Here is a 19,544-nt window from a genome sequence, read left to right as displayed (position 1 = left end):
GGGATTTCCTTTGGATCGGGCATCAGTGCATGACCATGCCGCCGGTGACGTTTATCGCCTGGCCGGTGAGGTAGTCGGCGTCCTGGGACGCGAGGAACAGGGCGTCGCCCGCCACATCGGACGGCTCGCCCAGGCGGCCGAGCGGTGAGTACGACGACCAGGTCTTCACGTCGTCGTCGGTGCGCGTGGCGGCGCCCATGTCGGTGAGAACGTAGCCGGGGCAGAGCGAGTTCGCGACGATGCCGTGCTCGCCCCACTCCAGTGCGGCGACGCGGGTGAGGGCGACGACGGCCGCCTTCGAGGCGGCGTAGTGGCCCTCGCCGGCCCCGCCCTTCTTCGCCGCCATGCTCGCGAGGTTGATGATCTTGCCGCCGTCGCCGGCCGCGATCATCCACCGCGCGGCGACCTGCATGGTGCTGAGCATGGCCCGGGTGTTGATGGAGAACATCTCGTTCCAGTCGGCCACGGTCACCTCGAGCAGCGGCCGGCAGCGCAGGATGCCGGCGCTGTTGACGAGGATGTCGATGCCGCCGAGTCCGGCGATCGCCGCCTCGGTGGCGGCCGTCGTGTCCACCGGGTCGACGAGGTCGACGGCGTGGAAGCTGCCGCCGAGTTCGACGGCGAGACGCGATCCCTCGTCGACGAGCCGGTCGAGGATCGCCACGCTGGCGCCCTCCGATGCGAACCGGCCGGCGATCGCGGCGCCGATGCCCCGTGCCCCACCGGTGACGACGACGCGCTTGCCCGTGAGCCGCCCGGTCGCCGTCACCAGTGGGTCATTCATGAGGGGGTCAGAATCCGATCGTCTTGTCGATGAATTCGTTGGTGAAGAGGTCGGTCGCCTTGAGACCGGCCTTCGGGGCCGACCCCGTCTTCGTGAACAGCGGGGTGTCGATGTCGATGACCTTCTGCACCCGCGCCTCGTCGAAGTCTCCGATGTAGGCGTTGTCGCCGTTCGTGGCGATCTTGAGCTTCTTCATCTGGCTGACGCCGAAGTCCGCGACCTTCTCCGAGTAGACCCAGCCGTTGTTGTAGGCCGTGACGAGGTCGGCGACGAGCTTGTTGGTGGCCGCCGGCTTCGAGATGTAGTCCACATCGGCCTGCTGCAGCACCGGAACGAGCTTCTTGAGGCAGGGGCTGAGCTTCTCGAGGTCACCGCTGCGCACCGAGACGGCCTCCGGGTAGATCGGGTAGCCCGTGTCGTTGATGAGCTGGAAGTTCACCGGCTTGCCCCACGCGCTCACCTCGTTCTGGTAGATGTACGGCTCGGCCGTGGCGAAGCCCTGCTGGCCGTCCTTGCCCTTGGCCGTGACGAACTTGGCCGGGGTGCCGTCGTACGCACCATCAGTCTGCGCCTCCGGGAGGATCCCCGAGCCCTGCAGGTAGCCCATGTACGCGGCGCCCTGGAAGTAGCGAACGACTCCGCCGTCCGCCTTGAGCGCCTCGCCGAGGTCCTTGATGGTCTTGACCTTGGGATAGGTGGACGGGTCCCACATGATCACCTGCGGGGAGATGTTGTTCTCGGCGAACACCGCGGTGGTCGGCAGGGTCGCCGACAACTGAACGGCCTCGTCGGTGGAGACGTAGGCGAGGGTGATGTCCTTGTCCTTGTAGAGCTCCGAACTCACGGTGGAGTAGCCGATCGCCGGGCCGCCCGAGCGCACCTCGACCTTGACCCCGGTGGACTTGCCTCCGGAGTAGAGGTCGCCGCTCACCGACTTCTTGTCGGCATTGATCACGGGATTCGGTCCGAGAAGCTGGTAGAGGTGGCCGTGGTCGGCCTCCGGGTTCCAGTCGGTCTGGATGGTGACGGTGGCCGGGCAGACACCCGACAGGTCGACGGCGCCTGCTGCGGCGGTCGGTGCCGAACTGCTGCTGCTGGACGGGCTGCTCGCGCAACCGGCGAGGGCGATTCCCGCCGCGAACACCATGCCGACGGCGATGGTGGAGCGGACTGCTGTTCTGTGCATTGCTACTCCTCTTGGTGGTGGGGGTGCGAAGGGTGGTGCGGGTGAAAACTGTGCAAACCGGGGATCAGCCGAAGTCGTACCACTTTCCGACGACCAGGCGGCCGAGCAGTCCGAAGACGAGGAAGACGACGACGCCGAGCGCCGACGCGGTGAGTATGGCGGCGTAGGTGCCCGCGCCGTTCAGCCTCGAGGTGGAGACCTGGATGAGCACGCCGAGGCCCGGGGTGCCGCGCTGGAAGAACTGGTCGCCCACGATCGCGCCGATCACCGAGAGGCCGGCCGCCGTGCGCAGCCCGACGAAGATCGACGGCAGCGCGGCCGGAAACTGCAGCTTGGTGAGGGTGGTCCAGCGACCGGCGCCCTGGAGGGTGAAGAGTTCGCGCTGCGCCCGATCCACCGACTGCAGGCCGAAGAGGGTGTTCGAGACCATGGGGAAGATCGAGATCATCACCGTGACGATCACCCGGGAGAGGAACTCGTAGCCGAAGAGGGCGCCGATGAGCGGCACGAGGGCCAGGATCGGGATGCACTGAAGGATCACCGCGTACGGGTAGAGGGAACGCTCGATCCACTTCGCCTGAGACATCAGGATCGCCCACGCCACGCCGATGACGATCGCCACGACGAGGCCGGTGAGCGCCACCTGGGTCGAGTTGCCGAGGTCCTGCACCAGCTGCGGCGAGAACAGCGGATCGGCGAACGCGGCCTTGAGCACGAGATGCGGGTATGGCACCAGGAAGGCGAGGCCCTGCACCCTGTCGTAGTAGGTGGCGACGAGGTACCAGAGGCCCACCAGCAGCGCCAGCACCGCGATCGGCGGCCACCACTGGGCGCTTCGCCGGGCGTAGATCCGCCGGATTCGGGCGTCCCGGGCGGCCACCCGACCGGTCGCGACGCCGAGCTGGTCGACGGACGCCATCAGCTGTGCCCCTCTCGGAGCGCGTGCGAGACTTCGCCGACGAGGGCGCCGAACTCCGGGGTGAAGCGGATGTCCGGGTCCCGCGGCATGGGAAAAGGCACGTCGAAGGTGCCCACGATCGACCCGGGCCGGCCCGACATCACCACCACCTTGGTCGACAGGTAGACCGCCTCGGAGACGGAGTGGGTGATGAACAGCCCGGCGAACTGCTTCTCCACGAAGAGCCGGAGCAGTTCGTCGTTGAGGCGCTCGCGGGTGATCTCGTCGAGGGCGCCGAACGGCTCGTCGAAGAGGAACAGCTCCGGTTCGAGGGTGAGCGAGCGGGCGAGCGAGGTGCGCATCTTCATGCCCCCGGACAGCTGCTTCGGCAGGTTCTTCTCGAAGCCGCCGAGGCCGACCAGGTCGATGGCCTCCTGCGCCTTCGCCCGGCGTTCCTTCGCCTTCATGCCGTTCAGCTCGGCGAGCAGCTCCACGTTGTCGGCGACGGATCGCCAGGGCAGCAGCGTCGCGTCCTGGAAGACGTAGCCGATGCGATCGGTGTCCACGACGACGCTGCCCTCCGATGACACCTCGAGGCCGGAGGCGATGCGCAGGAGCGTCGACTTGCCGCAGCCCGACGGCCCGACCACGGTGACGAATTCGCCCCGGTTCACGGTGAGGTCGACGCCGCGGAGGGCGACGGTGCCGTTGGGGAAGGTCATCTCCACGTTGGTGAAGTCGAGCAGGGTTCCGGCGGACCGGGACGCGGCGTCGGGCCGCACGGGAGCTGTCGCGGACATCTACAGCATCACCTCTCTTCTGGTTAGTTGTGCGGGGGAGGGCGCGGCCACCTCGTAGGTCACCCGGCTCTGGGCGACGAGGCTGCCGGCGTGGATCACGAAACGGTCGGCCGAGGCGTTCGCCACGACATCCGAGAGGGAGGCGCCGCGCACGGCGAGCAGCTCAGCCCGCGCACCCACCTCGACGCCGGCGAGGGGGAGGGACATCACCGAGCGCGCCCCGGTGCTCACCGCGGCGTACGCCTCGTCGAGCGTGAGGTGGCCGGCGGTCACGAGCAGCGACGCCGTCTCGAGAGCGTCGCTTCGCCCCACCGGGTTGAACGGGTCGCGCACGTTGTCGGCGCCGGCCCCCACCCGCACCCCGGCATCCAGCAGGGCGCGCAGGGCGGTGAGGCCGCGCGGCGTGGACACCTCGTGCTGCCAGCCCTGCAGGTAGAGGTTGGTGATCGGCAGCGAGATGATGCCGATGTCGCTCGCGAGAACCTCGGTGATCACCGCCTGCAGCGCATCCGGCTCGAGGGTGCCGAGGCGCACACAGTGACCGGCCGAGACGGGCCGGGTGGCCGGCCAGTCCCGCACGATCCTGGCGAATTCGACGATCGTGGGCTCGCCGGACAGGCCCTCGTCGGTGTGGATGTCGACGCCGACGTCCCGGCGCTCGGCGATCGCGAGCAGACGGCCCAGGTCGTCGTGCGGCTCCGGGGCGAGATGAGGGGCGCCGCCCACGAGTTCCACGCCGAGGTCGAGCGCCTGCTCGATGGTGGAGTCAGCCGTGTTCCAGCCGGCGAGGGCGACGAGCTCGATGTCCATGAGGCCGGCGAGCTCGTCGCGCACCCGGCAGAGCGCGTGCACGCCGCGCAGCGGGTCGTCCCCGGTGAGCATGTCCACGTGGCTGCGCACCGCGGTCGTGCCCTGCCGCAGCATGAGCAGCGCGGCCTCCCTGGCCCGATCGGCGATGCTCTCCACCGTCATCACGGAGGAGTAGTCCTTCCAGGAGGCGATCGCCTGCCCCAGGTCACCCATGGGCGGGTTGATCAGGTCCCAGGACAGGGCCTTGTCGAGGTGGGCGTGCGGTTCGGCCGGCGCGGTGAGCAGCAGGAAGCCGCCGAGGTCGAGGGAGGCGCCAGGCAGATGCGCGGTGGCCGGTCGACCGGTGCCGGCCGGGGAGACGGTGCACACGGTGTCGCCGTCGAGTTCGACGTCGACCAGCGAGCCGTCGGGGAGCATGGCGTTTGTCAGCAGGGTCAGCCGACGGGGAAGCGAGGGCATGGGGCCTCCCTAAGAATCCAAGGGGTGTGCAGCCACCGCAGCGCTGAGCCGGTTACACGCGAATGTTGATAACCTCAACATTGTCGAGGCTAGGCACCGCGCGTTTCCGGCGTGTAACGGCCCCGTTTCGACGTGTAAATTGCCGGGAAAACACCGCCGCCGATGCCGTCGGCCCGGCGATAGTGGACACCGGGCCCCGCCGGAGGTGGGGCCGACCGTAGACCAGGAGGACAACGTCAGCTCGCTCGACACCGCGCTCGACTCCGCGCTCGACTCCGCGCTCGAGACCGCGCTCGACCAGCAGGCCTCGGCGATCGGCGGCCGCATCCGCGCCCTGCGCCGCACCCGCGGGCTCACGCTCGTGCAGCTGGCGGCAATGGCCCGGCTGTCGCATCCGTTCCTCAGCCAGCTCGAGCGCGGCCGCGCCCGCCCCAGCATGGTCTCGCTCGAGAAGATCGCGAGAGCCCTCGGGTCGAGCCAGCTCGAGCTGATGGCGGCGGCCGAGGACGAGGCGGAGCCGATGGAGTCCCCGACCGTGCTCGTGCGCGCCGACGAGGGCACCCGCGGACCGTACGGCGGCGGCAGCGGGCGGCTGCTCGTGCACGGCAGGCGCAAGTTCCACCCCATGGAGTTCACCGGCGACAATCTCGACGCCGGCGAGTACTTCGTGCACGCCGAGGACGAGTTCGTGCACGTGGTGACCGGCACGGTGGTGATCGACCTCGCGGAGCACGGCACGTCCACCCTGCGCGAGGGCGACTCGCTCTACTACGTGGGCGGAACGCCGCACCGCTGGAGCGCCGTCGACGCCGACGGCTATCGGCTCTTCGTGGTGAAAGAGAAGCCGGTACGGCTGTGACGGACCACCACGAGACCGAACTGGACACGGTCGTCGTCGGCCGCAGCCGGGCGTCGGACGAGGTCGACATCTTCGAGCTGCGCGCCCCGGACGGCGCGGCGCTGCCCGCCTGGAGCCCCGGCGCGCACATCGACGTGATCCTGCCCGGCATCGGCGAACGGCAGTACTCGCTGTTGCCGGCCACCGCCGGATCGTGGCGCATCGGCGTGCTTCGCGAGCCGACCGGTCGGGGAGGCTCGGCCTGGCTGCACTCCGCGCTGGAGGTCGGCTCGGCCCTGCGCGTGCGCGGGCCCCGCAACCACTTCGCCTTCGAGCCGCAGGCCGGCACCCGCTACCTGTTCCTGGCCGGCGGAGTGGGGATAACGCCGATCGCGGCGATGGTCGACGCGGCCGCGTCGGCCGGCGTCGACTTCACCCTGCACTACTCCGGCCGGTCCCGCGGCTCGATGGCGCTGGTGGATGAGCTCACCGCCGCGCACCCGGGCCGCGTGGTCGTGCACGCCTCCGACGAGGGGGACCGACTCGACCTCGATGCCCTCTTCGCTGACCTCGATCCGGACTACGTGGTCTACTGCTGCGGTCCGGCCCACTACATCGACGCGGTCGAGACCGCCGCGGCGGGCAGGCCGCTGCACGTCGAGCGCTTCGAGGCGAAGACCCTCGGCCCGCCCGTGCTCGACGAGGCATTCGAGGTGGAGCTCGTGGGCACGGGAGTGACGGTGACCGTGCCGCCGGAGCGCAGCATCCTCGATCTCGCGGAGGAGGCGGGGGCCTTCGTGCTGTCGAGCTGCCGCGAGGGAACCTGCGGAACCTGCGAGACGGTGGTGCTGGAGGGCGAGGTCGACCACCGGGACTCGATTCTCACGCCGGACGAGCAGGCGGAAAACACGGTGATGTACATCTGCGTCTCCCGCGCCGCCGGACCGCGGCTCGTGCTCGACCTGTAGTCGGGCTAGCGGTGCCACTCTGCGGCACTCCCTTGCCCGTGGCACGGGTTGTGCAGGACGGCTTGTGCAGGACGCGTTGTGCAGGACGGTGCCGCCGCCCACGGGTGCCCGCCCCGCAGACTCCAGTTCTGCAGGACGGCTTGTGCAGGACGTCTCCGGTGGATAGCAGGACGAGAGGTGCAGAATCGACGGGAGCGTCCTGCAGACCGGGACCGTTCGGTTCGCCACACCCCTGCCGTGTCCTGCACAAAAAATGCTGCCCAAGCTGTCCTGTACACGCTGTCGTGCCGAAGGTGTCCTGCAGAAGGTGTCCTGCAGAAGGTGTCCTGCCGAAGGTGTCCTGCAGAACTGGAGTCTGTGGGGTAGGCACCCACACCTCCGGGGCCCGTCCTGCAAAACCGTCCTGCAAAACCGTCCTGCAGAACGCGGCCCGATCGACGCAGGCAGCACGGCTAGCGGTCGATCCGCTCCCGGAGGGCCGTGACGAGCTCCCGCTCGTCCTCGTGCACGAGCTCGTAGTCGCGCACGACGACCCGCCCGGCCACGACCACGTGTCGGGGGCGGCGGCCGGGGTTCGCCCAGAGCAGGCCGGCCACCGGGTCGGCGACCCCGGCATCCGCGGCTCCCGACACGTCCCAGACGCAGAGATCGGCGGCCGCGCCCGCGCGCAGATGCCCGAGCTCCAGTCTGCCGAGTCCGGCGGCGGAGCCGGCCGTCGCCATGGCGAGCACGGAGCGGGCATCGATCGGCGGACCGACGAGCGGGGCCACCTGCATGGCGAGCCGGGCATCCGCGAGCAGGTGGCCGGCGTCGTTGCTGCCGCCCCCGCTGGTGCCGAGGCCCACGGTGATGCCGGCGGCGCGCAACGCGGCCACCGGGGCGATCCCCCAGCCCATCGGCAGGTCGCAGCCCGGCGCGTGGGTGGCGGTGATGCCGGAGGAGGCGAGCCGCGCGATCTCGTCGCCGGTCACGTCGCAGAGGTGGGCGAGCGTCACGTCCGCGGCCAGCCAGCCCCACTCCTCGAGCAGGTCGATCGGGCGGCGGCCGTACCTCTCGAGCGCGATCGCCACATCCACCTGTTCGTTCGCCTGGGTGCGACGGCGCAGCCCGTGCCGCGCGGCGACCTCGCCGAGCAACTCGAAGGTCTCGCGGGAGTCGCTGTGCACCCCGGCCGGTCCCACGGCGAGCTGGAGCATCCCGTCGGTGCTCACTCCGCCGTCAGCGCCGGGCAGCAGCGCCGCGACGATGGCCTCCGCGGAGGCCGCCGCCTCCTGCGGGTCGTCGCGGGCGGAGCCGCGCACGAAGGCGAGCCGGGCGCCGAGGCCGCGCACCGCGCCCGCCGTCGCCCTCGCGATGGCGACGGTGTCGGCCCCGGCCGGCCACGTGAGGTGGTGGTCGGCGACGGTTGTCACGCCGTTCAGCAGGCCCTCGGCGACGCCGACCGACGCCGCAGCGTGGGCGAGCTCGGCATCCACCCCCACCCGGGCGTAGGCATCGGCCATCGTCGGCAGCCAGTCGGCCATCGGCACGCCGCGGGTGCCCGGCAGGGTGCGGAAGGCGGTCTGCAGCAGGTGGTGGTGCGCGTTGATGAGCCCGGGGGTGAGCACGCAGCCCGACACGTCGATTGTCTCGCCGCCCGTGCGCGCCGCCTCCGTGACCACCCCCTCGTCGACGACGAGATCGCCCTCGCGCTCGGTGGTCTCGTCGATGACGATGCGGAGGGCGCCGGAAAGAGTGAGCATGGTCAGTTCCTAGCACGTCGATGTGTCGGGCTCATGTCGTGCCGGTGCCTCCGCGGCCGCCGCGCCCCCGCCGGGCCGCGGCTCAGTCGGTCGCGGGGATGGATCGCACGATGCTCGCCGCGGCCGCGGCGAACACCCGGTAGGTGGCGGGGTCGAGCGAGGCGAGGGTGAGCTGCCCCCGCTCGGCAATGTGGGCGTCGTACGGCACGGCGAACACCTGGGCGGCCCCGGCCCCCTCGATGATCCGATTGATGCGCTCGAGCACCTGGGGGTGCTCTGGGCGTCCGTCGGTGAGCCGCAGGATCACCGCGCGACCGGCGAGCGCCGCCGCCCGTCCGCCCCGGGAGCGCAGACGCTCGAGCAGGGCGAGCGCCTCGAAGACGGACTCGCCGGCGTTCAGCACCGGGATGACCAGCGCGTCCGCGGTCTCGACGGCACCATCGAAGGCGTCCGAGCTCGACTGGTTGCCGCTGTCCATCACCCGGATGCCGTAGTACTCGTCGATCACGGCCGCCACGGCGATCACGTCGTCGCGACCGAGCCGATCCCGCTCGCGCACGGACCCGATCACGGAGGCGAACGAGGTCTGCGGGGCCGTATAGCCGGCGAGCTGCCCGGCGCTCGTGACCGTGGCCACATCGCGCACCAGTTCGCCGAGGCCTAGGGCGGGGCTTCCCTCCGCCCGGAAGGTGAGGGCGCCCGGGTCATCCGACACCTCCACGACGCAGACCGATCCGCCGCGCACGGAGGCGAGGGTGCCGCCGAGCAGCAGCGACACCGGCGTCTTGCCCACGCCGCCCTTGCGGTTGGCGACGAGCACGCTCACGGCGCGGGTCCAGGTGGTCTGCCGGATGGTCTCCTCGTCGCGCCGCAGCCGCTCCGCCGACTGAGTGAGCGCCTGCTCGGCCGCACCGGGCGCCAGTCGGATGCCGAACCGGCCGAGCACTCCGCGCACGCCCCGAGTGGCGATGACCGGCTCGGTGACCGTCGCAATCGACGCGAGGTCGTCGGCGGCAGGCGGGGAGTCGGCCGGAATCCGCGCAGCCGTCGCCGGCACGGGGGCGGGCGCCCACCGGTTCTCGGCCGCGGGCTGCCGTTCGCCAGGCCCGGTCACGCGGGAGGCGACCGAGAAGGCGACGGGGGGCTCCGCGCGGGCGGACGTGAGGTCGATCAGGTTGTCGGTCATCTGGTTCCCATTTCTGCGGAGGGTGGTGGACGTCAGGTCACGATGGCTGGCGCGGGAATCTGCAGTGTCACGAGCTCGCCCGAGCCGAGGTGCGCGACCGCCCGCCCCGGAACGACCTTGGGCGACACCGCGGAACGGGCGAGGCGCACGCCGAGGAGGTCGCCGTCGATGGTGTTCTGCGGTGACAGCAGCGCGCCCCGACGGTTCTTCTTCACGTCGACCTGCCAGCCGGAGAAGCCGGCGCACAGCTCGGCCGAATTGCCGCCCAGGATGAGGCCGCGGCGATTGTCGCCCGCCGCGCGGATGAAGCCCCGCAGCCAGGCCTTCGCCGGGGCATCCATCAGCATCTCGCCGTCGTCGACGATCAACACGACGGGTGTTCCGTCCGGGTCGAGGTGCGGCGCGAGGTCGGCCTCGGTGAGCTCGGTGTGGGTGAACAGCGCGCGCACCCCCGGCGTACCAGCGAGCTCCCGCAGCGGACTCGACCGCGGGCAGGCGAGCACGAGTTGGCTGCCGGCGCGTAGCAGCGAGTTCGCCATCACGGCGAGCAGCGAGCTGCGGCCCGAGCGCGACGGCCCGGCCACGATGAAGGTCGGCGCGTCGTGCTCCAGATCGATGCCGTGGGCCAGCAGCCGGTCCCCGCCCACGCCGACGAGCGCCCACATCGGCCCCGGGGTCTCATCGGTGAGCAGGAGTGCCTGTTCGAGATCGAGGATCGACGGCAGGTCGTCCACCCGGAAGGGCAGCGACGCCACGGGCACGGCCGCCTTCGCCGCGAGTTCCCGGCCGAGGCTTCGCACGGCCTCGCTCTGGGCCTGGCCGGACGGGTCGTCCCCGACCAGGGCGATCTGCAGCTCGATGCCGCTCCCCGAGCGGAATCCGCGGCCCGGCGGCACCTCGGTCGGGAGTGTCTTGTGGTTGAGGTCGGCGAGGCTGTAGTCGAGCCGGTCGGTGAGCCGCAGGATCACCTTGTCGTCGCACAGCACGCTCATCCGGCTCGTGAGCAGGCTGCGGTCGCCGGCGATGACGAGGTGCACCCCGGCGCTCGCGCCATCGCGCAGCAAAGAGTGGATGCTGTCGGTGAGGGCACCTCCGTCGAGCTCGCCCAGGGTGCTCACGAAATTCTCCCAGCGGTCGATGAGCACGAGGATGTGGGGGAGCCGCTGCCCGGGCTCGGCCGAGAGCCGCTGCTCGGCGATGTTCGCGTGGCTGCCGGCGCCGAGCAGCTCGTGCCGACGCAACACCTCGGCCTCGAGCCGCTGGATAAGTCGCGCCGCCCGTTCGGCCTGGTTGCGCTGGGCGACCGCGCCGCAGTGCGGCAGCGCGGCGAGGGAGGAGAGGGCGCCGTTGCCGCAGTCGATGCCGTAGAGGTGCAGGTCGGCCACACTCGCGCTCGCCGCGGCGCTGGCGGCGATCGTGCGCAGCGCGCCGGACCGCCCGGAGCCCGGCGCCCCCACGACGTACAGGTGGCCGAAACGGTCGAGGTCGATCGCGGCGTTCTGCTGGCGTTGCGCCGACGGGATGTCTTCCCTGGCCCAGTCGATTCCGGCCCCGGACGGTGTCTGGTGGAGCGTCTCGAGCGACACCGTCTCGGGCAGCGGGGCCAGCCACGGGCTGTGCTGTGGTTCGATCGCGAGCAGCTCCGTGGCCTCGCGGATCGCCGCCACCAGCAGGGAGAGTTCCGTGGTGGTGGTCGCCGCCGCGTCCGCCCGCGGCGCCCGCGGCACCGGCGCCGAGAACAGTTCACGGGAGAGCCGCGCCACGAACGGCGCCCTCGTGGCGGCCTCGGCCGTCTCGATCCTCGCCGTGCCGCCCACGCGCGCGGCCTGGAACGGGATGATCGACGCGTGGCCGAGGCGGGCATACGCCCTGCCCGGGATGGCCTTGGAGATGCGGGCGGCATCCGGGATGTCGATCACGTCCGAGCTCTCGCCGGCGTCCGTCATGCGAAGCGCGACCCGGAGGTTCGTGTTCGCACGGATCTCGGGGGAGATCACGCCGCTCGGCCGCTGGGTCGCCATCACGAGGTGCACCCCGAGCGAGCGCCCGCGTTGGGCGATGCCGACGAGCCCCGCCACGAAGTCGGGCAGCTCCTTCGCCATCGCAGCGAACTCGTCGATGACGATGGCGAGGCGGGGAAGGTTCTCGCCTCGGCCGCCGAGGGAGAGGTGGGCGTAGTAGGTCTCGAGGTCCTTCGCGCCGACCGCGCCGAGGATCTCCTCCCGTCGGATGAGCTCCGCCCGGAGCGACCCGAGCGCGCGCTGCACGAGATGGGTGTCGAGGTCGGTGACCAGGCCCACGGTGTGCGGTAGGTCCGCACACTCGCTGAAGGCCGCGCCGCCCTTGTAGTCGATGAGCACGAAGGTCATGGCGTCCGGACGATTGGCGGCAGCAAGGGACGCGACGAGGGTCTGCAGGAACTCGGACTTGCCCGAGCCGGTCGTGCCGGCGACGAGCCCGTGCGGCCCGTCCCGCACCAGGTCGATCGCGAACGGCCCATCGAGGGAGATTCCGATCACCGCCTCGGTGGTTCGGCCTCCGCGCGACCAGCGCTCGGCCACCGCGCGGCCCGTCGGAGTGCCGAGTCCGAGCACCTCGAGCAGGTTCGCCGAGGTGGGAAGCAGACTGTCCGAATCCGAGGGGCTCACGTCCCGCATCGGGGCGAGCGATCGCGCCATCGCCTCGAACCAGTCGTCGGAGACCACGTCGGCCAGCACGCCGTCGATGTCGTCGGCATTGTGCTGCTTGAGCAGCAGGGTGCCCTCCGAGCGTTCGACGATCACCGCCGTGCACTCCTCCGGCAGCTGCCGCTCCTCCTCCTCGAGGCAGAGGAGGTGAACGCCGACCCCGGGGCCGTCGCGCAGGAGGGTCACGATCCCCGGCATCGCCCGCAGGCGGCGGGCGCCGTCGAGCACGACCAGAACGTCGGGCGCATGGCGCGCCGAGGCTGAGCCGGCCGCCGAGGAAGCCTTCGTGCGCTCGGCCACCAGTTGGCCGAGCTCCGCGACCCGGCGGCCGAGGGAGTCGGAGTCGGCGCCGGTGAGCGCGAGGGCGTCCTGGCCGAGGGCGGGCCGAAGGTGCGGTAGCCAGAGGGCCCAGTCCCACGCGCCGAGCGTGTCGGGCGACGCGAGGATGCAGAGCTGCAGGTCTCGAGGGCTCTGCAGCACCGCGAGCTGGCCGATCATCCACTTGCCGACCGCACGCGCCCAGTCCTCCCGGCCCGCGATGCCGATGACGCCGGCCTCGGAGATCGACAGCGTGGCCGGCACCGCCCGGTTCATTCCGGTGGACAGCCGCCGATGCTCGAGCTCCGCCATGTCCTCGAGCTGCACGGTGCTCGGCAGGTCGGCGCTGCCCACCCGCACGAGGAGGTGGTCGGGGTCGGTGTTGCGTCTCTCCCACAGTCGCCGGGTCGGCGCGGTGGCCGCGAGCAGCAGCTCGGCCGCATCCGGAGTCGTCCGTCGGCGCCGGCGCTGTTCGGCCGCCACGGCCTCGGCCACCTCCTCGGCGATCGACTCCATGGTCTTCTTGTGCTCGGCGAGCAGCCGTCGGTGGCTCTTCTTGCCGTTGCGCCGGGAGGAGAGGTTGGAGCCGATCATCATCACGGGCGACATGAGGGCGAAGAGCAGGTAGAACGGCTGGCGGAGCATCACCGCCATGGAGACCCCGAGCAGGGCGGGGATCATGGCGGTGATCCACGGCAGCGAGTTCTTGGTGGGCGCGACCGGGGGCGCCGGATAGCGGAACCGGTTGGCGGGAACGGGCGGCAGCAGGCGCGGTGGGCGGTTGTAATCGAGCCAGCCCTCGTCCGGCGAGCGGATGAGTTCAGCGTCGCCGAGGGTCGGCGGATGCGCCGTGAGCACCGACCTGCCGACCTGCAACTGCGCGCCGGCGAGCCAGACCACCGGTTCCGAGCCCAGTTCGGCCTGCTCGAGGAGGAGGGCATCCTCGCCCGTGGCACGGATGATGACCGTGCCGTCGAGGCCGAGCAGCACCGAGGCCAGCGCCGACCCGGTGATCTGCACACCGAAGACCGCGCCGCCCTGCTCGTCGATGCCGATGGTGGTGTGCCCGACGGTGAGCCGGCGGATTCGCCCGCTGCCGGGTCCGGCAACGAACCGCAGCTCGACGAGGCCCTCCTGGGGTGGGGATGCGTGGCTCTCGCCGATGGTGAGCACCGCGCCGTCCATCAGTCCGCTCTCGGCAAAGGTCGCGCCAGAGTGGTCGTCAGCCGTCTGCCCCTCGCCGCCGCCGAGGCGGGACCGGATCGCGCGCACGATCTGCGTCAGGGGAGTGCCGGGCTCGGCGTCCACGAGCACGTCGGTGGACGCGCGGGCGAGGGCGTCCCGCACCGTGATGATGACCCTCACGCGGCGGCGCCGATGGGGTGCTGCAGGAGCGCGTCGTTCCCCACGGTGCCGTCAGCACCGACGGTGAACCTCCAGCGGGCGCGCGGGGATCCGCCGAGAAGGATCACGGGCCAGCGGCAGTCGGGGTGCTCCAGCGCGCGCAGGAGTTCCGCGCCGAGTTCGCCGGACGGATGCTCGGCCAGGACGGCGAAACCGGTGGCGCCCGCGGCGACCCCGGCCACGACATCCTCGATCGTCGCCGTGGAGACGGTGGCGCTGCCGGCGAGCTCGTCGAGCCCGACGAGCACGATGGGCGCGCCGGTCGACCACGGATTGTGGGCGAGCTCGTCGATCCAGCGGCGCACGGTGGGCTCCGCCTCTCCCTCGATCGAGATCAGGCCGTGCGCCTGGCGGAGGTCGACGAATCTGCGTTCGGTCGACCCGCCGATGCCGATGAGCCCGCCGAACGGCATGTCGGGGGCGCCGATCGACCCGTCGAGACCGCCGAGGGTACGGCTCCACTCGGTGCCGCCTCGAGCGGCGACCCACGGTGCCGGCGACTCCGGTGCCGGCGACGACAGGTGCAGGCGGATCGACACCGGGCCGACGACCGCCACGACGACACCGGGCACCGGGAGCCGTTCGCGGCGGCACGCGTCAATCATTGCCGCGAGGGCACCGTGCAGGACGAGTGCGGGTCGGGGGTCGTACCCGGGTTCCGGCGCCGGGCGGCGCCCGCGTCTGACCAGGGTGGTGAGCAGGGTCGCCACGCCGAGACCGAACAGGGCGATGCCGAGGATCAGGACGAGGAGCGGAACGAGGTCGATGGGGGTGCCTTTCCGGGTGCTAGCGCGAGGCGATCTCGGCGAGGCGCGACTCGAGATCGCTGGGGTCGACGCCGGGAACATCGGTCCAGCGGAACGTGGTCATGAGGGCGTCGAAGAGCAGCACGAGGGCGTCCGAGAGATCCTGGCTCGGGTTGTCGCCCGACACGGCCGAGAACGACATCACGACCCAGCGGCCCTCGCGATGCGGCACCTCGATCGTGTACACGACCTGCCGGGTGGCGACCTCTGGCCAGTCGCCCGATTGCTGCACGCGAGTTGTCGTGGTGTCGGTGCGCAGCGCGGACGCGCCATCCACCGTCGCCTCCGTCGCGTCGATGTGAGGGTCGCTGAGAACCGCCGCGATCACCTCGGCCGGCGAGGCCAGGCCGTCGTCCTCCACCTCGGTCTCGATCAACGAGGCCGGCGCGGTGAAGCCATCGACGGGCCGGGTGGGCAGGTAGACGGCAGTGGCCCCGGCATCCCGGGCCTCGAGTGCCGCCCCGGTGAGTCTCTTGCGCAGCTCGCCCCGCCACGGCTCCGCGCTGTCCCGGGGGAGGGAGGCCGGCAGGGCGTCCGCCACGATCTCCTCGATCAGAGCCAGGAGCAGGGGACGCTCCCGCTCCCGCACCGGCAGGCGCGACCAGCCGGGCGGAAGGGCCATGACGAAGGATGCCTGGGGTGCGACCAGTGCATCCGGCTCGCTCACGAGTCGCCTCCGATGCGCACGCAGCCGAGCAGCTCCTCGAGGTCGGCCGAGAACAGCGGCACGAGGTCGAGATCCATCGTGCGCCAGGTGAGCACGGTGTCTGCGCCGCCGCCGCGCCGAGCGCAGCTGACCGTGGCCCAGAGGTTGCCGTCGTCATCCAGATCGAAGCGGGTCACGCGGATGCCGTCGCCGAGGCTGTCCGGCAGGTACTCGACCGTCGGCAGTTCGACGGCTTGCCCGCCGGTGGCCCCCGCCGCCTCCAGCAGGTCCCCGGGGTCTTCGCCCGTCGCCGTCACCGAGACGATGACGGGAAGCGGCCAGCGTCCGGGAATGGTCAGCCCGGCCACGAGCTGGCGATCGTCGGCCAGCGCGTTCGAGAACTCGAGGAGGAGATCGATCGCCTCCCCGATCTGAAGCGGTGTGCCGCCGGCCGCCACCGAGGTGTCGAGTTGTGAATCGATGCCCTCGAGAAACTCGAACACGCGGCCCACGTCGCTCCGCCAGAGTTCCGAGTCGAAGGGCGCCGTGGGCACTTCGAGCCAGTCGGGAAGGCTCAACTCGAGCGACCACGTCACTGCCGAGACCTCGTTCATATCTTGGCGGTGGTGAGGTCGGCCTTCGTGCCGGAGACCGCGTCGTTGTATGGGCTCGGCGGATAGGAACCAACCTTGTGCACGAGCAGCCCCCATCCGGCGACGACGCGTCCACCATTGGCGTAGTGCCACAGGGGCTGCGACTTGCTGACGATGCCCAGGTTGGCGTTGGCCACGCCCTGCAGCTCCTTGTACTTCAGCGCCTTGTCGACCGAGAGCAGGCGATCCCACTTGTAGTCGTGCTTCACGACCACGTCCTTGATCTTGCCCCAGTCGTTCTTCAAATAGTCGGGGTGGCGCGTGTTCCAGAACTGCGGCTTGATCTTGAAGTCCTTGTTGATCACCTTGGAGATGGAGTTGAAGCGGAGGTTGCGCAGTCCCTTGTCCAGCGCCATGGTGCGGATGTTCCCCTGGGAGATCGCCACCGGCCCCTTGGCATTGGCGAACACGCGAAGCCGGTCCGCCTTCACCGCGCTGACCACCTTCTGCACCTTCGGCAGCTCGTCGATGACCTTCGACATCGCCTGGGTCGGCGTGCCCTTGCCTCCCGCGGATCCGACCTTCGCCAGCAGGCCGATGTGGGAATTCTGCACGATCTTGGCGATCAGCGCGCCGGCACCGAGCATGAGCACGCTCACCGCGCCGAGGATCACATCGAGCCAGGATCCCTCGCCCATTGCCGCGAGGGCCGTGGAGGCGGCGAGCGAGACCACCGCGACGATGGCACCCGCAATGGCCAGCACGGCGAGCCCGGGAATGAAGAAGGCGAGCACCGCGAGCGCCACCCCGATCCACATCAGCACCTTCACCAGCACCTTGAGGAGCTTGATGAAGAACTGCTTGATCTTGTAGGCGAGGGTATCGGTGAGGCCGTCGTGCCAGGCCGCCTTGATCACGGTGGACGCGCGCTGGCCGGCATCGTCCAGGGCCGCAAGGGCGTTGTCGAGTCGCGTCCTGGCGGCGGCCGCGGCGTCGCTCGCGCTGCCGATGGCCGTCGCGCGCCTGGCGACGTCCTGGGTCTCCTGGTCTGTCAGGGGAGGGGCGTCCTTAGGGCGGTCGGCGCTCGGGTCGGCCATCGCGTTGGAGGAGGCGCGTGCCGCGTCCGCCGCTTCGGCGTCGACGAGCGCCTTGGCGGACTCGCTCCGAACCTGGTCGAGCTCGGGCGCATAGACCCTGAGGGCCTCGCCCACCGCGGCGTAGCGGCCGGAGGCCTGGGCGAGGGACTCTCCCACGTCATGGCTGCGCTTGCGCAGGGCGTCCGCCGACTCGCCCTTGAGCTCGGTGGTGTCACCGTTGCCGATCTTCTTCAGCGTCGCCGCCTCACTGCTGATGGTCTCCGCCATCGTCTTGTAGTACTGGGTGAGCTCGGCGAGTCGAGCCGGATCCCCGCCGACAGGGTCGGTGGAGTGGTTGAGGAGTTGCCAGTTGCCAGGGCGAGCGGACATGGACGGACCTTTCGGATCACGCGTAAAGAAGAGGGAACGGGTCAGGCCGTCTCGGTCGAGGTCTCGAGACTCTCCGAGAGTTGCTTCTCGGTGTCGGTGAAGGCGGCGGTCATTTCCTCGAGCTTCTTCTGGAGGCCGCCGACGGCCTCCGAGATCTTGCCGCGGTGGATCTTCCAGTCGCCGGAGAACTTGCCCATGGCCGACGTGAGGGCGGACTGCCCCCAGATGCTGTCGTCGGCATGGGAGTGGTCGTCGACGTGATCGAACTCGGTCTTGATCGACGTGAGCTTCGCGGTGGACTCCTCGAGCACCGCCGCCGTCACGATGAGATTTGCCATGGGTGCCAGTCCGTTCCGATTGAGAGTGGGGGCCGGCGCCGGACCGCCTGGGCCGGTCCGGCGCCGATCCGGGGCGAGGCTGACTACTTGGAGAGCGCCTTGGCGAGCTCGGAGTCGGTGCTCTCGAGCGCGTCGGCCGCGGCGGTGAGGTACTGGCTCATGCCCTCGAGGCCCTGGATGGTCTTCGTCGCCCCGTCGTTGAACTCCTGGTACGAGGAGCCGAACGCGACGGAGGACTTGTCGGTGACGTAGCCTCCGGCGATGAGCCCGTCGACGAGGGTCTTGAGTTCGCGAAGCTTGGACTCGATGTCCTGCTCGCCGTTGTTCAGCCGGGTCGCGGAGTCGCGCATGTCGCCGTAGGTGACGTTCAAGTTGGGCATGGTCTGCTCCTTCTGTGAGGGATGAGCTTCCGAGTCGTGTGGAAGACGTGGGCAACCCTATGAGCGTCCGTGCCCCTCGAACGGGGGAAGACAGGGACGTTAGCCGATCGGTCAATCGGTCGCCGCCACGTGGTGCGGCCGTGCTACAAGCCGTCGGTCTCGAGCGGTTCCTGGGCGCCCGGGCGGGTTCGTCGGGGAATCAGCACGCCCCGCACCAGCGCAACCGAGACGAGGGCGGCGCGGTTGTCGACCTTCCACGAGCGCATCACCCGGGCGAGGTGCCACTTCACGGCCTGCTGGCTGTAGTCGGTTGCCTCGGCGATCTGTTCGTTCGACTGGCCGGCCGCCACGAGGGCGAGCATCTCCAGCGCCGGGCTCTCCACGGTGCCGGCCACCGGCACCAGGTCGAGGCTGTCGCCGTCCGTGACGGCAGCGCGGGCATCCGCGATCCCGCGCGAGTCCGCCCACGATTCGGCCCAGCACGCGCCGAGCTCCCCGGCGATCAGCGCGGCCCGGCCCATGAGCACCGTCAGGTCGCGCGCGTTCAGCCCGGTCTCGCTCGCGTGGATGAAGGCGCTGAAGACCCGCAGGGCCGGAATGCTGCCGCGAAGCACCACCGAGAGGGGCACGTTCGCGTCCCTCATGGCGAGCGCCGAGCTGCGGATCACGGCGAGGCTCGCCGGTTCGAGCCGCGATCCCGTCTCCATGCAGCGCAGGGCGTCCGGCAGAACCGGCGGCAGGATCTCCCGATAGCGCTCCTTCAGCCAGTCGCCGTGGGCCCCGGCGGAGCCGAAGTGGTTGCCCGCCAGCATCGCGGCGGAGAGCTCATCGCTCCGCTCGCTCAGACCGAGGGCCAGCACCCTCTTGGGCAGGGGCGCCGAGACGCCCGGCTCGGCGGGGTCTTCCGGTCGCCGCCCGAAGCGGGAACGGAAGAATGTCTCCTCGGCGGCCGGGCCGGCGGCGCTCAGGCCGGCTCTCGCTGCACCAGCTTCTGCCACCGGCGCCTCCAATCTCGGTCGGCCGCCCGGTCGACTGCTCTCCACCGGTCGCCGCAACGTCCTCGGCTCATCCCCGGGTCGCCCAGCATCATGAGGAAGACTTTGCAACCATAACCGCGGCGAGGCCCTCAAACGGGGGATGTGGCCGATATTCACGACACGTTAATGAGAAGTCGTCGATCCTGTCCGCCCTTTGGGGGACGGCGCGAAACCGGGGTGGCGCGCGCCGCTCGCGCC

General features: G+C 70.6%; 17 protein-coding genes. 2 read left to right on the top strand and 15 right to left on the bottom strand.

The window, feature by feature from the left end; genetic code table 11:
* Window positions 1-22 precede the first annotated feature (22 nt).
* The 5 genes from ACHZD8_RS05295 to ACHZD8_RS05275 form a co-directional block, all read right to left on the bottom strand.
* A complete protein-coding gene (locus ACHZD8_RS05295; protein WP_394769117.1) occupies window positions 23-784 on the bottom strand; it encodes an SDR family NAD(P)-dependent oxidoreductase in 762 nt (253 codons plus the stop codon).
* 7 nt (window positions 785-791) lie between these two features.
* Window positions 792-1,970, bottom strand: coding sequence for an ABC transporter substrate-binding protein (locus tag ACHZD8_RS05290; RefSeq protein ID WP_394769116.1), 1,179 nt, complete (start codon window positions 1,968-1,970; stop codon window positions 792-794).
* Window positions 1,971-2,034: 64 nt separating this feature from the next.
* Window positions 2,035-2,889, bottom strand: coding sequence for an ABC transporter permease (locus ACHZD8_RS05285; protein WP_394769115.1), 855 nt, complete (start codon window positions 2,887-2,889; stop codon window positions 2,035-2,037).
* Window positions 2,889-3,668 carry an ABC transporter ATP-binding protein gene (locus tag ACHZD8_RS05280; RefSeq protein WP_394769114.1) on the bottom strand — a complete coding sequence of 260 codons (780 nt, stop codon included), beginning with the start codon at window positions 3,666-3,668 and terminating at the stop codon, window positions 2,889-2,891. The genes ACHZD8_RS05285 and ACHZD8_RS05280 overlap by 1 nt, the downstream gene beginning before the upstream one ends.
* Window positions 3,669-4,937 (bottom strand): amidohydrolase family protein, encoded by a 1,269-nt coding sequence (locus tag ACHZD8_RS05275; RefSeq protein ID WP_394769113.1) that lies wholly within the window; start codon window positions 4,935-4,937, stop codon window positions 3,669-3,671.
* Between the two features lie 205 nt (window positions 4,938-5,142).
* Here ACHZD8_RS05275 and ACHZD8_RS05270 point away from each other — a divergent pair, with 205 nt between their 5' ends.
* Window positions 5,143-5,796 (top strand): helix-turn-helix domain-containing protein, encoded by a 654-nt coding sequence (locus ACHZD8_RS05270; RefSeq protein WP_394769112.1) that lies wholly within the window; start codon window positions 5,143-5,145, stop codon window positions 5,794-5,796.
* Window positions 5,793-6,743, top strand: a complete 951-nt coding sequence (locus ACHZD8_RS05265) for a PDR/VanB family oxidoreductase (RefSeq protein WP_394769111.1) — start codon at window positions 5,793-5,795, stop codon at window positions 6,741-6,743. The genes ACHZD8_RS05270 and ACHZD8_RS05265 overlap by 4 nt, the downstream gene beginning before the upstream one ends.
* 452 nt (window positions 6,744-7,195) lie before the next feature.
* On the opposite strand, the gene ACHZD8_RS05260 is transcribed toward ACHZD8_RS05265, so the two are convergent.
* The 10 genes from ACHZD8_RS05260 to ACHZD8_RS05215 all read right to left on the bottom strand — a co-directional run bounded on the left by ACHZD8_RS05260 (window position 7,196) and on the right by ACHZD8_RS05215 (window position 19,307).
* The gene (locus ACHZD8_RS05260) at window positions 7,196-8,485 is read right to left on the bottom strand and encodes an amidohydrolase family protein (RefSeq protein WP_394769110.1); all 1,290 of its coding nucleotides are present in this window, start codon (window positions 8,483-8,485) and stop codon (window positions 7,196-7,198) included.
* A gap of 82 nt (window positions 8,486-8,567) precedes the next feature.
* Window positions 8,568-9,671: a MinD/ParA family protein gene (locus ACHZD8_RS05255; RefSeq protein WP_394769109.1), complete on the bottom strand. Its 1,104-nt coding sequence runs from the start codon at window positions 9,669-9,671 to the stop codon at window positions 8,568-8,570.
* Between the two features lie 32 nt (window positions 9,672-9,703).
* Window positions 9,704-14,041 carry an FtsK/SpoIIIE domain-containing protein gene (locus ACHZD8_RS05250; RefSeq protein ID WP_394769108.1) on the bottom strand — a complete coding sequence of 1,446 codons (4,338 nt, stop codon included), beginning with the start codon at window positions 14,039-14,041 and terminating at the stop codon, window positions 9,704-9,706.
* Window positions 14,038-14,685: a hypothetical protein gene (locus tag ACHZD8_RS05245; protein WP_394769107.1), complete on the bottom strand. Its 648-nt coding sequence runs from the start codon at window positions 14,683-14,685 to the stop codon at window positions 14,038-14,040. Before ACHZD8_RS05245 ends, ACHZD8_RS05250 begins: the two co-directional genes overlap by 4 nt.
* A 181-nt stretch (window positions 14,686-14,866) precedes the next feature.
* On the bottom strand, window positions 14,867-15,553 hold the full coding sequence (locus ACHZD8_RS05240) for a hypothetical protein (RefSeq protein ID WP_394769106.1): 687 nt from the start codon (window positions 15,551-15,553) through the stop codon (window positions 14,867-14,869).
* Window positions 15,550-16,128 (bottom strand): hypothetical protein, encoded by a 579-nt coding sequence (locus ACHZD8_RS05235; protein WP_394769105.1) that lies wholly within the window; start codon window positions 16,126-16,128, stop codon window positions 15,550-15,552. Before ACHZD8_RS05235 ends, ACHZD8_RS05240 begins: the two co-directional genes overlap by 4 nt.
* A gap of 14 nt (window positions 16,129-16,142) precedes the next feature.
* A complete protein-coding gene (locus ACHZD8_RS05230; RefSeq protein ID WP_394769104.1) occupies window positions 16,143-17,591 on the bottom strand; it encodes a hypothetical protein in 1,449 nt (482 codons plus the stop codon).
* 41 nt (window positions 17,592-17,632) lie between these two features.
* A complete protein-coding gene (locus ACHZD8_RS05225; RefSeq protein ID WP_394769103.1) occupies window positions 17,633-17,929 on the bottom strand; it encodes a hypothetical protein in 297 nt (98 codons plus the stop codon).
* Window positions 17,930-18,012: 83 nt separating this feature from the next.
* Window positions 18,013-18,309, bottom strand: a complete 297-nt coding sequence (locus tag ACHZD8_RS05220) for a WXG100 family type VII secretion target (RefSeq protein ID WP_394769102.1) — start codon at window positions 18,307-18,309, stop codon at window positions 18,013-18,015.
* A 143-nt stretch (window positions 18,310-18,452) separates the two neighbouring features.
* Window positions 18,453-19,307, bottom strand: a complete 855-nt coding sequence (locus tag ACHZD8_RS05215) for a LuxR C-terminal-related transcriptional regulator (RefSeq protein WP_394769101.1) — start codon at window positions 19,305-19,307, stop codon at window positions 18,453-18,455.
* Between the last annotated feature and the right edge of the window lie 237 nt (window positions 19,308-19,544).

Source organism: Lacisediminihabitans sp., from assembly GCF_043726815.1.
Classification (GTDB): Bacteria; Actinomycetota; Actinomycetes; order Actinomycetales; family Microbacteriaceae; genus Lacisediminihabitans.
Note: the sequence above shows the minus strand (reverse complement) of the source record. Positions and strands in the feature narration are given on the sequence as shown.

Excerpts from the sequence above, each read along its gene's own strand:
- ACHZD8_RS05295 (WP_394769117.1), bottom strand. The coding sequence starts at position 784 with ATGAATGACCCACTGGTGACGGCGACCGGGCGGCTCACGGGCAAGCGC.
- ACHZD8_RS05290 (WP_394769116.1), bottom strand. The coding sequence starts at position 1,970 with ATGCACAGAACAGCAGTCCGCTCCACCATCGCCGTCGGCATGGTGTTC.
- ACHZD8_RS05285 (WP_394769115.1), bottom strand. The coding sequence starts at position 2,889 with ATGGCGTCCGTCGACCAGCTCGGCGTCGCGACCGGTCGGGTGGCCGCC.
- ACHZD8_RS05280 (WP_394769114.1), bottom strand. The coding sequence starts at position 3,668 with ATGTCCGCGACAGCTCCCGTGCGGCCCGACGCCGCGTCCCGGTCCGCC.
- ACHZD8_RS05275 (WP_394769113.1), bottom strand. The coding sequence starts at position 4,937 with ATGCCCTCGCTTCCCCGTCGGCTGACCCTGCTGACAAACGCCATGCTC.
- ACHZD8_RS05260 (WP_394769110.1), bottom strand. The coding sequence starts at position 8,485 with ATGCTCACTCTTTCCGGCGCCCTCCGCATCGTCATCGACGAGACCACC.
- ACHZD8_RS05255 (WP_394769109.1), bottom strand. The coding sequence starts at position 9,671 with ATGACCGACAACCTGATCGACCTCACGTCCGCCCGCGCGGAGCCCCCC.
- ACHZD8_RS05245 (WP_394769107.1), bottom strand. The coding sequence starts at position 14,685 with ATGATTGACGCGTGCCGCCGCGAACGGCTCCCGGTGCCCGGTGTCGTC.
- ACHZD8_RS05230 (WP_394769104.1), bottom strand. The coding sequence starts at position 17,591 with ATGTCCGCTCGCCCTGGCAACTGGCAACTCCTCAACCACTCCACCGAC.
- ACHZD8_RS05225 (WP_394769103.1), bottom strand. The coding sequence starts at position 17,929 with ATGGCAAATCTCATCGTGACGGCGGCGGTGCTCGAGGAGTCCACCGCG.
- ACHZD8_RS05220 (WP_394769102.1), bottom strand. The coding sequence starts at position 18,309 with ATGCCCAACTTGAACGTCACCTACGGCGACATGCGCGACTCCGCGACC.